This is a genomic window from Cryobacterium sp. Y62, assembly GCF_002929785.1.
GTDB lineage: Bacteria > Actinomycetota > Actinomycetes > Actinomycetales > Microbacteriaceae > Cryobacterium.
Genome location: NZ_PJJK01000121.1, coordinates 93,299 through 106,550, shown reverse-complemented (window position 1 = coordinate 106,550; position 13,252 = coordinate 93,299). Strand labels below are relative to the sequence as shown.

Below are 13,252 nucleotides of genomic sequence, written 5' to 3'. Positions count from 1 at the left end.
GTGCATCCCCATTTCAGTCACTAACACTCTGCCCGACACCGGAACCTGTGCCACCCATTCTCATGGCACCAGTTCGGGGCGCACTCGTGCCGGGAATACGGGCGACCAGACGGCGGTTACTGGTAATATCAATGCAAACGCATTGTTTTTCTGGAGGCTGGCATGCAGTTCGGAATCTTCACCGTCGGCGATCGTACCGTTGACCCCACGACAGGGCGGGAACCGTCCGAGCACGAACGCATCTCCGCAATGGTCTCGATCGCCCAGAAAGTCGAAGAAGTCGGCCTCGACGTCTTCGCCACCGGTGAACACCACAATCCACCCTTCGTGCCGTCGTCTCCGACCACGATGCTGGGTTACATCGCAGCAAAAACGAGCTGCATCATCCTCTCAACGGCGACCACCCTGATCACGACCAACGACCCGGTGAAGATCTCCGAGGACTACGCGATGCTGCAGCACCTGTCGGAGGGTCGGGTCGACCTCGTGCTCGGTCGCGGTAACACCGGCCCGGTGTACCCGTGGTTTGGCCAGGATATCCGCCAGGGTATTCCGCTGGCTCTGGAGAACTATGCGCTGCTGCGTAAACTCTGGCGTGAAGACGTGGTGAATTGGGAAGGCCGGTTCCGCACCCCGCTGCAGGGTTTTCAATCGACGCCGCGACCCCTCGATGGTGTGCCGCCCTTCGTCTGGCACGGCAGCATCCGCAGCCCGGAAATCGCCGAGCAGGCCGCCTTCTACGGGGATGGCTTTTTCGCCAATCACATCTTCTGGCCGGCTAGTCACACCGAGAAAATGGTCGGCTACTACCGCGAGCGGTTTGAGCACTACGGGCACGGCACGGCCGAGCAGGCCATCGTCGGTCTTGGTGGCCAGGTCTTCATGCGTAAGAATTCCCAGGACGCGGTGAACGAATTTCGCCCCTACTTCGATAACGCACCCGTCTACGGACACGGCCCGTCGCTGGAAGACTTCACCGAGCAAACCCCGCTCACCGTCGGCAGCCCGCAGCAGATCATTGACCGCACCCTCGGTTTTCGCGACTACGTCGGCGACTACCAACGCCAGCTCTTCCTCATGGATCACGCCGGCCTGCCGCTGAAGACCGTGCTGGAACAGCTCGACCTTCTGGGCGAAGAGGTCGTGCCGGTGCTCCGCCGCGAGTTCGCGCAGAATCGCTCGGCCGCCGTGCCCGCTGGCCCGACCCATGCTTCGTTGGTCGCGGAAGCAGCGAAAACGGATGCCACAGCTCCCGCCTCCGGTTCGCGCACCGGGGCAGCCTCCGGGCGGTCCGCGTCGGCGAAGCTGGCTTAGTCATGGCCCCAACGACCCGCACCATCGCGGTGGTTACTGCGGGACTGAGCCCGCCGTCATCCACTCGGATGCTCGCCGACGAGCTCGCCCGGGCGACCGCTGACCGTCTGATCGAGCGATCCGATCGCTCCACCGCGGTGCGCGACCCCCTCGCTGTAAACCCGTCCTTCAGTCTGACGAACGGCTTCTGAGACCGATTGCCACGGCGAACGCCTCGTCTTGGAAAACAACGACGACCCTGGCTTTCTCGGGGGCCAGAACTCTGGCGCTTGTACCGAGTTTTAGGCAGCTTTGGCCAGGTAGGCGTCGTTGAGGTAGCTGTCGATGTGGTCGTCGATAGCCCAAAATACTCGTATTCTGACGTTGGCACCGCCTGCTGCGTTATCCTCGCTGACCCAGCCAAATTATGAAAGCACCCAGCCGAAGTGTTGTCGCTGACCGTACACTACTGTCGGGTGTATAATTGACCAGAATAGATAAGATCATAGTAGGCACTCGTGCCACTGTTTCTTGATTTTGAACTTGAACTTGTCCTTGGTTAGCAGTCACCTGAACTTTAACGAGAGATAACGATAATCTTGCATGCGTGAATTTTTATCTAAAATCATTCAGACACCTCGGCTCTTGACGCCAACTCGTCATATTATGCAGCAACTACCAGAACTAGAAGTGATTGGTTCGGCCTTGCAGGATAACGTGCGACGGCTATTTAAGGGGTCGCTGGCTATACGACAGATTGATACTGGTTCTGACAATGCGACCGAACAAGAACTGGCAGCTTTAACGAACGCTTATTATGATATTGAACGGTTCGGTATTCACTTTGTCCCCTCTCCGCGCCACGCCGACATGTTGCTGGTGACTGGGCCGGTGACGCGTAACATGGCCGAAGCATTAAAGCGGGCGTATGATGCCACGCCCCATCCAAAGTTGGTGGTGGCTGTGGGTGACGATGCGATCGGCGGTGGAATTTATAAAGGTTCCTATGCCGTGCTTGACGGCGTCAGTCAGGTTATTCCAGTTGATTATCAGATTGCCGGCGACCCGCCATCGCCATTAGTAATTATGCAATCATTGCTGGCGATTTTGGACGGAGCAAAAAAGGCTCCCAAACAAAAGGGCCAGTCATGATGAGCGCCCTTGCCTCTCCCACTATGTTGATCGCCGCGATGGCCCTGTTTGGGATCGGTGGAGTTGGCGCTGTGTTGCTCCGAAAGTCAGATCGGCTAGCGAATTACTGGTCGAGTGCCTTCGCACTGTTCGGGTCCGTCGCCGCGCTGGTATTTGCAGTTTCGATGCTGGCGAGTGGGCAGACATTTGTGGCCCAGATTACCAGTGATAGTTTTCCGTTGCTGTCGTTCGCACTGAACATTGACAGGTTGGCAGCTTTCTTTTTAGTGACAATTTCGATCGTAACGTTTTTTTGCTCACTGTACGGAATCGGTTACATCAAACAATATTATGGCCGCTACAACATCGGGTACTTGGGATTTTTATACAACCTGTTTATTGTGGCGATGCTGTTGGTAGTCACGTCGTCAAACGGCATATTTTTCTTGATCGTGTGGGAAATCATGTCCCTGGCCTCTTACTTTTTAGTGGCCTACGATCGTCATGACCCCGAAAACGTAAAAGCCGGTTTCTTATACCTGGTGATGACCCATATTGGCACGGCTTTCATTTTGTTAGCTTTTATACTCCTTTACGTTCACACGGGAAGCTTTGACTTCACGGTTATTCAAGCCGCGATGCCGACGGTGCCGGCGCATATCAAAGACAGCGTATTTTTGCTGGCGTTGATTGGCTTCGGCGTCAAAGCCGGCATTATTCCACTCCATATTTGGCTGCCGGCTGCTCATCCAGCTGCCCCGTCGCATGTCTCGGCGATCATGTCTGGGGTGATGATAAAAACAGGAATTTACATGATGATCCGGCTCTTTTTGGACGTCCTGCAGCCAGCTCCGCTTTGGTGGGGCATTGTCGTGTTGGTGATTGCGGTCGCATCGTGTGTATTGGGGGTTTTGTATGCTTTGACCGAGCACGACATAAAGCGACTGTTGGCCTATCACAGCATCGAAAACATTGGTATTATTTTGCTCGGAGTGGGCAGTGCATTGGTATTTTCTGCCCTTGGAATGTCAGGGTTGGCGGTGCTGGCCTTGACTGCTGCGCTGTTTCATACCCTCAATCACGCGATCTTTAAGTCGTTATTATTTTTGAGTGCGGGCTCGGTCATTCATGCCACTGGAACTAGAAACATGGAAAAATACGGCGGCCTCATCAAGCTGATGCCAGCCACCGGGTTGTTCTTCTTAGTGGGTTCGATCGCCATTTCGGCGTTGCCACCGCTGAACGGCTTTTTTAGTGAATGGCTGACATTTCAGGCGCTATTTCAGGGTATCGCGCAGACTGACTTTTACATTAAGTGGCTGTTTATTGGGGTCACTGCCGCCCTGGCACTCACCAGTGGCCTGGCCGTGGCTTGTTTCGTTAAGGCTTTTGGTGTCACTTTTTTGGCCCGGCCGCGCAGTCAGCGAGCCGAAAAAGCCCACGAAGCTTCGGCGGTCATGATCGCTGGCATGGCGGGTTTGGCGGTCCTGTGCGTGGCTGTTGGCGTTGGCTCGTCATGGATTATCGCCCAGCTGCAAACGATTGCCCAGGGTGTTCTTTCGGCTGGTGACCACGCGACGCTAGTGACGGTCACATCGGGTCATATTCTGTCTATCGCGGAGGGTTTTGCTACCGTATCGGCACCGCTGCTATCACTGCTATTGATCGCGGTGCCATTGGTGGTATGGACGATTACCAGGTTTGGCATCAACCGTTCGCAGCGTGTGACGACTGGACGGACCTGGGACGGTGGAACGGATCTCACTAGCCGGATGGAAATCACCTCAACTGGTTTTGCCCGCTCGATCATCCTTATATTTCGGGGCCTCCTGAAGCCAAGTTTACAGCACAGTGTTGAATACGAAGACGCCGCCAGCCGCCTGATTCCCCGCTCTCGCTCGGTAACATTGAGCGTCCAGGATGTCTATCGTCGCTATCTGTATCGTCCAGTATTTATCGGCTTTATTCATCTGTCTCACTGGATTAAAAATGGTATCCAAAACGGAAACATTAATGCCTATATTTTGTACATCTTGGTGGTGTTGCTGGTAATGCTCGGATTGGTTGGTGTCTGGTGAGTTACCTCCTATGGATTATCCAGATCATGTTTGTGCCCCTGGTGGCGCCACTTGGCGTCGGCCTGATCAATAGCTTGAAGGCAAGAATTCAAAAACGGCGTGGTGCCAGTCTGTTGCAGCCGTACCGAAATTTGTGGAAGTTGTTTTACAAAGACGAAGTGATTAGCCGGGACGCGTCATTCATCTTTCGATTTGCGCCGTTTATCGCCATGGGAGTCACTATTATCGTTGGTGCCTGTCTGCCAATTTTTACGTCAACGCTCAGCACACCGATGAGTGATTTGCTGGCGGTTGTTTACACCTTGGCACTGGGGACGTTCTTTATGGCGCTGGCTGGTATGGACAGCGGCAGCGCATTTGGTGGTTCTGGGTCAAGCCGTGAAATGACGATATCGGCTATCGTCGAAGCATCATTCATTTCCTCGATTCTGACCGTAGCGTTCCTGAGTGGCACAACCAATATTGCCGTGATGTCTGCCGGCCTGTCGCCCGGTAGCGGCAACTTTTTGATCCCAATCGTGTTGGCCTTTGCTGCTTTTTGTATCGTGTTGCTCGCCGAAACTAGCCGCTATCCGTTTGATAATCCTGATACGCATTTGGAACTGACGATGATCCACGAGTCGATGTTGTTGGAGTTTTCTGGTAAGCGATTAGCTCTTATGGAATGGGCAGCTGCAAACCGGCTGCTTATCTTTTCAATTTTGGCGGTCAATTTATTTTTTCCGATTGGCATCGCGCACGACCAAGCGGTACTGTCGGTGCTACTCGGCATTAGTTCAACCCTTTTGAAAGTAGCAATTGTGTACATCGTGTTGGCTGTTCTAGAGTCAACGATCGCTAAATATCGCTTCTTTCGTCTGCCGGATTTGCTACTGGTGGCGTTTGTGTTGAACGTCGTTGCGATTGGGTTGGTCCTATGAACAGTCCACTGCTCGTCCCGATCTTGATAACGGTCATATATTTGACTAGCATTTATATGCACCTGGCTAAAAAAAACAATGGCGTCGCTGGCCTGTATGCGCTTCAATCGGTAGCCTTGGTGCTGCTGTTTGTTTCGTCGTTTCTTGCCAACCCAACCGTTTTACTTTTTCTGGTTATTGTCGTGTCCATAATAGTAAAAGTGATACTGGCACCGCGCTTTTTTAACCGACTGGTGACGCGTCATAAGGTGAAGTTTACGGTAAGTTCATACGCTAATACGCCCGTTACGTTGATCGTTATTATGTTCATTACGGCTTTTGTTAATTCAGACGTTTTTTTGCCGATCACCGATCTTTCGGCTAGCAATAGTACGTATGTTGCGCTAGCGATTGCTGCCATGCTGGTGTCAATATTTTTGATGGTCAATCGTAAAAGTGCACTGTCGCAGATTGTGGGCGTGCTATCGCTCGAAAACAGTATTGTAGCGTTTGGCATTATTGCTGGGCTCGAGCAATCCGCACTGCTGCAGCTGGGTACACTGTTTGACATCTTTGTTTGGATGTTGGTCGCGACGGTCTTTGTGTCGATGGTGTATCGGCATACGGGTTCGCTTGTCGTCACGACCATGCGGCATTTGAAGGATTAATATGATTATATATATTGTCGTTGGTGGACTATTGACAGCGAGTTTGTTGAGCCTGCTGTTTAAAAACCGGGTTGTGGGCGCTGCCGCCAGCATTATCGCTCATGGGCTGGGGCTGATTGGCGCCGTCGCCCTCTGTTTGCGAGTGGCCTCCGACGGCGACTACATCCCCTCTCTGTTTACGCTGGTGGATCCACTCAGCGCGCTGACTGTGCTGATCATTTCTATCGTTGGTCTGGCCGCCAGTGTGTACGCTGCCCCGTATTTAGACCGTGAAGTCTCGAAGGGAATTATTGGTCCCAAGCGCTTCCGGCAGTACTTTGGGCTGGTGAATTTATTCATGGCGTGCATGTTGTTATCGGTGACTGCCGCGCACCCGATTGCAGCTTGGATTTTTCTGGAGGCGACGACGCTGTCGACGGCCTTTTTGATTAGCTTTTATGACAGACCGTCAACGATCGAGGCCGCCTGGAAATATTTGATTATCAATTCAACGGGATTGCTGCTCGGGTTCTTTGGCGCGTTGCTGTTCTTTAGTGCTACTAGCCGATCTGGCCTTGATGGCTTTGTGACCTGGCAAAGTTTGCTCCAGCAGGCGCAGTCGATTGATCCAGGCGTCGTCAAGGTCGCCTTTGTATTTGTGCTGGTTGGCTTTGGCACTAAAGTTGGTCTGGCACCGATGCATGCCTGGAAACCCGATGCCTACAGTAAATCACCGGCTCCGGTTGGCGCCCTATTGTCGGGCGCGTTGCTGCCGGTTGCACTGGTGACGATTTTGAAGTTCAAGGTAATTACTGACACGGCCGTTGGGGTTGCGTTTAGTAGTCACCTGCTAATGGTATTGGGCGTGCTGTCGCTTCTCATTGCCGCCTTTAGTATTTTGACGATCCGCAACTACAAACGCATGATGGGATATTCGAGTATTGAACACGCTGGTCTGATGGCACTTGGTTTTGCGTTTGGCGGGCTTGGTGCCTTTGCTGCAATTTTACACCTGATATATCATTCGCTTATCAAAGCCGGACTCTTTTTTACTGCTGGTAACCTGCGGCTGTCGTTTCATTCGGCCAAGATTAAGAATGTTAGCGGCGCCCTGAAAGTGGTACCGGTCACAGCTGGTTTGTTTATGCTGCTGTTTTTGGCAGCAACGGGCCTGCCGCCGTTTGGCATTTTTATGTCCGAATTGTACATATTCGGGGCCGGTTTAAAGCAATATCCGATCGTGACGATTGTGGCACTGCTGGCCGTCGCGTTGGTGTTTGTCGGCTTTTTCCGGCAGGTATCGGCTGTGTTGTTTGGGGATCCGCCAGAGGGAGCGCAGGATGCAAAGTCGAATAAGTGGTTGCTGATCCCGCCTATTGTGCTGCTATCGCTGGTACTTGTTTTTAGCTTTTACCTGCCGCCCCCATTGCTCGATTTAATCAACGAAGCCGTCAGGAGGTATGACCTATAATGAACCAGTTATACCCCGACTACCTAACACAAATAGCGAATGTGACGAGTGATGGCTCTGTGCACCAGTTCGTCATCGAGTCGGCGGAAACTACCAAGACGTTGAGGCAGCTGCTTGAAAGTGACGATCTGACATTTAAGATGATAGATGCTACTCACGATAACCATCGTGAGTTCCGGTTGTACTATATTTTTACCGATACAAAACGGCATACGTTTATTGTTGCGGTGCTGCCGATACTCGATACGATGGAATTTGCCACCATCGCGAATGTGCTCCCAGCCGCAGGTAAGTATGAAGACAAGCTGTGCGAAATGTTTGGACTGCACGTCACGGGCCGAGGCCCGTCGCAGCGCATGCTGCTACACGAAAACTGGCCAGAAAACCTGCACCCGCTACGCAAAGACGTTAAGTGGGATACGCGGCCCGAACCTGCAGGCGGTAACTACCAATTCCAGGATGTGAGCGGTGAAGGTATCTATGAAATACCGGTCGGTCCGATTCATGCCGGCATTATCGAGCCAGGACATTTTCGCTTTAGTGTGGCTGGTGAAGAGATCGTACTGCTAGAGCCGCGCCTGGGCTACGCTCATAAGGGGAGCGAAAAGTTGTTTGAGCAATTACCCTTCGCTAGACAGATTGCATTGTCAGAAAAAATCGCTGGCGATACATCATTTTCGTACTCACTGGCCTATTGCCAAGCAGTCGAGTCACTAGCTGGAATATTGGTTACACCCGAGCACGGCCAAGCGCGCGTCCTATTCTCCGAACTTGAGCGGCTAGCCAACCACTTTGGTGATATTGGCGGTATTATGCTTGATGCGGGGTTTAACTTTGGCGGTGCCGGCGGCGCTAGAATGCGCGAGACGATATTACGGTTGAATGGTCGGTTGTCGGGCAGTCGTCTATTGCGCGGCATTAACACGTTTGGCGGTGTGGCGATTAGGCTGTCACGGGCCCAAATCACGGACTTGCGGGCTGAGCTGCCTCTTGTCGAAAAGGATTTCGAGCAAGTTGTGAGTATTGCCGAAAATACGGTGACGTTATTGAATCGGCTAAAAGGTACCGGCGTGCTTACGCTAGACGTTGCTGCTCGCTTTGGCATGATGGGTCCCGTCGGCCGAGCGAGTGGCCAAGATGTGGACGTTCGACGAGATTTTCCTTACGCCGGGTACGACACGCTGCCTGCAACACTTGTTCCGGTCGAGACCAGCGGTGATGTCTACGCTCGGTTTAGGGTGCGGGTACGAGAAGTTGGTGTCTCTTTCAAGATAATCGACGAGGTGCTCAGTAGCATGTCGAGTATTGCGCCTATACCTTCCAACAAAACGATTAAATTGTGCAGAAATAGCCTGGCCATAGGGTGTACCGAAGGCTGGCGCGGCGAGATACTCTGTGTCGTTCACACCAACGCCGAGGGGGTCGTCTCGCGCGTTGCTGTTCGTGACCCGTCTTTTGTCAATTGGCAGGGAGTAAGCGAAGCCGCGTTTGGAGGAGTGGTTCCCGACTTCCCGCTGGTGAATAAGAGCTTCGGCCTTTCTTACTCGGGGAACGATACGTAGAAAAAGCAGACCCGCTGCTTTACACGAAGGTCCATTACCGGCTTCTCATCGCGCTCTGCACTGCCGATCATCCACCCGCACCCACCGAACTCAGGAACGCTCTATGTACCATCGACGCACTTGAGCTACCGTGTCGCCCGCTGAGCCACGTAGTGCCTGTCAGCCGGTCTGATAGCATTACAGAGTTCAATCCTCGGATTGGCCAGTTATCTGGAGCGGCCAGGTAGGACGCTGGTTATCGGTGGTGATTTTCCAACACGGTTTGCGTGGTGGTGAGTTTCCTCTGGTGGCCAGCAAATACGCTGCCTGACACTGCTCGCTGACATTGCACGCTGCCCAACTCGCCTGTCATACGGGCATGCGAGCCTTCGTCGCCAGCATGGCGAGAAGCAAACTTAAAGGAGAAAACCCCCACATGGAGGGTCCAGAAATCACGTTCGCCGAGACCGTTATCGATAACGGCAAGTACGGCAAGCGCACCATCCGTTTTGAAACCGGGCGCCTCGCTCAGCAGGCACAGGGATCTGCCGCCGCTTACATCGACGAAGAGACGATGCTGCTCTCCGCCACGAGCGTCAGCAAGCAGCCGAAAGATAACTTCGACTTCTTCCCGCTCACCATCGACGTTGAAGAGCGTATGTACGCTGCCGGACGCATCCCGGGCAGCTTCTTCCGCCGCGAAGGTCGTCCCTCGACCGACGCGATCCTCACCTGCCGTCTGATCGACCGGCCGCTGCGGCCGTCGTTCGTCGACGGTCTCCGCAACGAAATCCAGGTTGTCATCACCGTCCTGGCGATCGAACCCGACGAACTCTACGACGTGCTCGCGATCAACGCGGCATCCATGTCGACCCAGCTCGCCGGCCTGCCGTTCTCTGGACCGATCGGCGGCGTTCGCCTCGCTCTCATCCCCGACGAGAACGGTGGCGGCCAGTGGGTTGCCTTCCCGAAGCACTCGCAGCTTGACGACGCTGTCTTTAGCATGGTCGTCGCCGGCCGCGTGGTCACGGATGCAGCGGGAGTGCAGGACGTCGCGATCATGATGATCGAGGCCGAAGCCACTGACGCCGCCTGGAACCTGATCAAGGGTGGCGCCATCGCGCCGAACGAAGCCGTCGTTGCCCAGGGTATCGAGGCTTCCAAACCTTTCATCAAGCAGCTTGTCTTCGCGCAGCAGCAGGTAGCGGATGCCGCCGCCAAGCCGACCGCCGACTTCGCGCTCTTCCCGCCGTACCAGAGCGCCACCTACGACGCGGTCGCCGCGCTGTCCTACGACCAGCTCAAGACGGTCTACACGATCGCCGACAAGGTCGAACGTCAGAACGCTGACGACGCGCTCAAGGCATCCGTCAAGACTGCCGTCGCGGCCCAGGTTGAAGCCGGCGAGCTCGATGCCAGCGCCAACAACCAGGTCAACGCGGCCTACAAGTCGGTCACCAAGCTTGTCGTTCGCTCGCGCGTACTCAACGAGGGCATCCGCATCGACGGTCGCGGGCTGGCAGACATCCGTCCGCTCGACGCCGAGGTTGCGGTCATCCCGCGCGTGCACGGTTCGGCCATCTTCCAGCGCGGCGAAACCCAGATCCTGGGTGTCACCACGCTGAATATGCTGAAGCTCGAGCAGTCCATCGACTCGCTCAACCCGGTCACCAAAAAGCGCTACATGCACAACTACAACTTCCCGCCCTACTCGACCGGTGAAACCGGCCGCGTCGGAACGCCGAAGCGTCGCGAGATCGGCCACGGAGCGCTCGCTGAGCGTGCCCTGGTCCCCGTGCTGCCGACGCGTGAGGAGTTCCCCTACGCCATCCGTCAGGTCTCCGAGGCGCTTAGCTCCAACGGATCCACGTCGATGGGTTCCGTCTGCGCTTCGACCCTGTCGCTACTGAACGCCGGGGTGCCGCTGCGCGCCCCGGTCGCTGGCATTGCCATGGGCCTGATCAGCGACACCGTTGACGGTCAGACCCGTTATGCGGCGCTGACTGACATCCTCGGTGCCGAAGACGCTCTCGGCGACATGGACTTCAAGGTTGCCGGTACGAGCGAATTCATCACCGCGATCCAGCTCGACACCAAGCTCGACGGCATCCCCGCTTCGGTTTTGGCTGGCGCGCTGACGCAGGCGAAGGATGCCCGAACCACGATTCTCTCCGTGCTGAACGCCGCGATCGACGCCCCAGACGAGATGGCGCCCACCGCGCCGCGCGTCATCAGTGTGCAGATCCCGGTCGACAAGATCGGCGAGCTGATCGGCCCGAAGGGCAAGACGATCAACTCGATCCAGGACACCACCGGTGCCGACATCTCGATCGAGGAAGACGGCACCGTGTACATTGGCGCCGTTGACGGACCGTCGGCTGAGGCCGCTCGCGCGCAGGTCAACGCCATCGCGAACCCGACCAATCCGGAGGTTGGCGAGCAGTTCCTCGGAACCGTCGTCAAGATCGCCGCGTTCGGTGCCTTCGTTTCGCTGCTCCCGGGCAAGGATGGGCTGCTGCACATCTCCGAGGTGCGTAAACTTGCCGGTGGCAAGCGCGTTGAGAACGTCGAAGACGTGCTCGGCGTCGGCCAGAAGGTTCTCGTGGAAATCACGAAGATCGATGACCGCGGCAAGCTGTCGCTCGCTCCGGTGCTCGATGAGGCTGCCGATACCGAGGGCCGCGACGCGTCATCGGCCGGCCCCGAGGCTTCGGCCGAGGGCTAGTACTAGCTGAAAACCTTGCTCCCACAGATCTCCCGATCACCTCTCGCCAGGTCGGTCGGGTAGACGGAAGACCCGCACTGCTTGCAGTGCGGGTCTTCTCGCGTCCGCCTTGTGGCGTGCTGCAGAAGGGGATCATTTACGCGCCTTGCCGAGTCTGATGTCGGGGTCTACGTTCGTCGCATGACAAAACAACGCTTGGTTTCACGATTCCTGCCGCGCCTCAGTGCCGTCGCTGTGCTCACAGCGGCCCTGCTGACTGGCGCGGTGAGCGCCCCGGCGCTCGCACACACCTCGCCGACCAGGCCGGCCGTGGTTGCCGGCCCAGCCGTCAAGGCCCCTGCAACCCGTTACGTCGCGCTCGGCGATTCGTTCACGTCTGGTCAGGGCGCCCCGCCGTACGTGCTCGACGGTACTCCATGCCTGCGTTCCAAGCAGGCCAGCTACCCGATTTTTGCGAACCTGGTCAGTCCCTTCAAACGCGTGTCGAATAAAGCATGTTCCGGGGCCAGCACAGCGGATGTTCCCGCTCAGCTCGTCGGGGTCAGCAAGGAAACTGCTCTGGTCACGTTGACCGTCGGAGGCATCGACGCCGGCTCCAACATCGTTTTGGCGGCGTGTGCGCCCGACCCGGTCAGTATGATCTGCCTCGGTACCATCCAAAACAGTGTCGCCCAGCTGAACGTTCTCGCCCCCAAGCTCGTGGGCACCTACGGTCTCGTGGCGGCGACGTTGCCGCAGGCGAAGATCGTGGTGCTCAGCTATCCGCGGCAGTTCAAGCCGGGATTCTCCCCGCTGGGCGATATGCTCAACGGGGCCACCGACGCGCTAAACACCGTTATCGCCGGATCCGTCGCGGCGATGGCGACGCCGCGCGTCCGCTTTGTTGATGCATCGCAGGAATTTGCCGCACACGGCGTTGGGTCGCGGGTTCCGTACTTCGCATTTGATCCGCTGAACCCGTACGCGCCGGCCAACTTTCACCCGAACGCGCTCGGCAACAGCTTTGGTTACACTCGCGCCCTCGTGCATGACGGGGTGCTGCGTGTCCGTTAGCGCCGATTCAGCGTTACGCATTCAGCGGCGGGTATCTAGTTGAAAGAATCATTAGGTAGCGATATACTAAACCTGTGTTGTCCTCTGGTTTGCCCGCCGCCCAATTGAAGTCCGACCTGTTCAAGGCGCTCGGGCATCCGCTGCGGGTGCAGGTTTTGGAACAGCTCGTCGCCGGCGAACGTTCGGTGGGGTCACTCGCCGAAGCCCTCGGCTGCGAGCTGTCCCACCTGTCCCAGCAGCTCGGTGTGTTACGGCGGGCCGGCGTAGTAGTGACCCGGCGCGAGGGCAACTCCATTTTCTATGCCCTGCGCGATCAGGGTGCGGTGGAGCTGCTGACCGCGGCCAAGCGCATGGTGCTGGCCAGCCTCACCGACTCGCACGCACTCCTGCGCCACCTCGAACAGGAGTAAGGCG

11 protein-coding genes are annotated in these 13,252 nt (G+C 56.1%); all 11 read left to right on the top strand.

Annotated features, from left to right (window positions below; genetic code table 11):
* Positions 1 to 162: 162 nt before the first annotated feature.
* The 11 genes from CXY71_RS19815 to CXY71_RS19765 all read left to right on the top strand — a co-directional run bounded on the left by CXY71_RS19815 (position 163) and on the right by CXY71_RS19765 (position 13,248).
* A complete protein-coding gene (locus tag CXY71_RS19815; RefSeq protein WP_104139688.1) occupies positions 163 to 1,314 on the top strand; it encodes an LLM class flavin-dependent oxidoreductase in 1,152 nt (383 codons plus the stop codon).
* A 2-nt stretch (positions 1,315 to 1,316) separates the two neighbouring features.
* Entirely contained in the window at positions 1,317 to 1,505 is a 189-nt protein-coding gene (locus tag CXY71_RS22250) for a hypothetical protein (protein WP_233195228.1), read from the top strand.
* Positions 1,506 to 1,896: 391 nt separating this feature from the next.
* Positions 1,897 to 2,445, top strand: a complete 549-nt coding sequence (locus tag CXY71_RS19805; protein WP_104139685.1) for an NADH-quinone oxidoreductase subunit B family protein — start codon at positions 1,897 to 1,899, stop codon at positions 2,443 to 2,445.
* A complete protein-coding gene (hyfB, locus tag CXY71_RS19800; RefSeq protein ID WP_104139683.1) occupies positions 2,442 to 4,502 on the top strand; it encodes a hydrogenase 4 subunit B in 2,061 nt (686 codons plus the stop codon). The genes CXY71_RS19805 and hyfB overlap by 4 nt, the downstream gene beginning before the upstream one ends.
* A 26-nt stretch (positions 4,503 to 4,528) precedes the next feature.
* Positions 4,529 to 5,422, top strand: a complete 894-nt coding sequence (locus CXY71_RS19795; RefSeq protein ID WP_146070716.1) for a respiratory chain complex I subunit 1 family protein — start codon at positions 4,529 to 4,531, stop codon at positions 5,420 to 5,422.
* A complete protein-coding gene (locus CXY71_RS19790) occupies positions 5,419 to 6,069 on the top strand; it encodes a hypothetical protein (RefSeq protein WP_104139680.1) in 651 nt (216 codons plus the stop codon). Before CXY71_RS19795 ends, CXY71_RS19790 begins: the two co-directional genes overlap by 4 nt.
* Before the next feature lies 1 nt (position 6,070).
* Positions 6,071 to 7,519, top strand: coding sequence for a proton-conducting transporter membrane subunit (locus CXY71_RS19785; RefSeq protein ID WP_104139677.1), 1,449 nt, complete (start codon positions 6,071 to 6,073; stop codon positions 7,517 to 7,519).
* Positions 7,519 to 9,081 carry an NADH-quinone oxidoreductase subunit C gene (locus CXY71_RS19780; RefSeq protein ID WP_104139674.1) on the top strand — a complete coding sequence of 521 codons (1,563 nt, stop codon included), beginning with the start codon at positions 7,519 to 7,521 and terminating at the stop codon, positions 9,079 to 9,081. The genes CXY71_RS19785 and CXY71_RS19780 overlap by 1 nt, the downstream gene beginning before the upstream one ends.
* A gap of 415 nt (positions 9,082 to 9,496) precedes the next feature.
* The gene (locus CXY71_RS19775) at positions 9,497 to 11,785 is read left to right on the top strand and encodes a polyribonucleotide nucleotidyltransferase (RefSeq protein ID WP_104139671.1); all 2,289 of its coding nucleotides are present in this window, start codon (positions 9,497 to 9,499) and stop codon (positions 11,783 to 11,785) included.
* Between the two features lie 180 nt (positions 11,786 to 11,965).
* Positions 11,966 to 12,838 (top strand): SGNH/GDSL hydrolase family protein, encoded by an 873-nt coding sequence (locus CXY71_RS19770; protein WP_104139668.1) that lies wholly within the window; start codon positions 11,966 to 11,968, stop codon positions 12,836 to 12,838.
* 74 nt (positions 12,839 to 12,912) lie between these two features.
* Positions 12,913 to 13,248 carry a metalloregulator ArsR/SmtB family transcription factor gene (locus tag CXY71_RS19765; RefSeq protein ID WP_199184383.1) on the top strand — a complete coding sequence of 112 codons (336 nt, stop codon included), beginning with the start codon at positions 12,913 to 12,915 and terminating at the stop codon, positions 13,246 to 13,248.
* The last annotated feature ends 4 nt before the right edge of the window (positions 13,249 to 13,252 follow it).

Coding starts and splice junctions, on each gene's coding strand:
- CXY71_RS19815 (WP_104139688.1), top strand. CDS start 163: ATGCAGTTCGGAATCTTCACCGTCGGCGATCGTACCGTTGACCCCACG.
- CXY71_RS22250 (WP_233195228.1), top strand. CDS start 1,317: ATGGCCCCAACGACCCGCACCATCGCGGTGGTTACTGCGGGACTGAGC.
- CXY71_RS19805 (WP_104139685.1), top strand. CDS start 1,897: ATGCGTGAATTTTTATCTAAAATCATTCAGACACCTCGGCTCTTGACG.
- hyfB (WP_104139683.1), top strand. CDS start 2,442: ATGATGAGCGCCCTTGCCTCTCCCACTATGTTGATCGCCGCGATGGCC.
- CXY71_RS19795 (WP_146070716.1), top strand. CDS start 4,529: ATGTTTGTGCCCCTGGTGGCGCCACTTGGCGTCGGCCTGATCAATAGC.
- CXY71_RS19790 (WP_104139680.1), top strand. CDS start 5,419: ATGAACAGTCCACTGCTCGTCCCGATCTTGATAACGGTCATATATTTG.
- CXY71_RS19785 (WP_104139677.1), top strand. CDS start 6,071: ATGATTATATATATTGTCGTTGGTGGACTATTGACAGCGAGTTTGTTG.
- CXY71_RS19780 (WP_104139674.1), top strand. CDS start 7,519: ATGAACCAGTTATACCCCGACTACCTAACACAAATAGCGAATGTGACG.
- CXY71_RS19775 (WP_104139671.1), top strand. CDS start 9,497: ATGGAGGGTCCAGAAATCACGTTCGCCGAGACCGTTATCGATAACGGC.
- CXY71_RS19770 (WP_104139668.1), top strand. CDS start 11,966: ATGACAAAACAACGCTTGGTTTCACGATTCCTGCCGCGCCTCAGTGCC.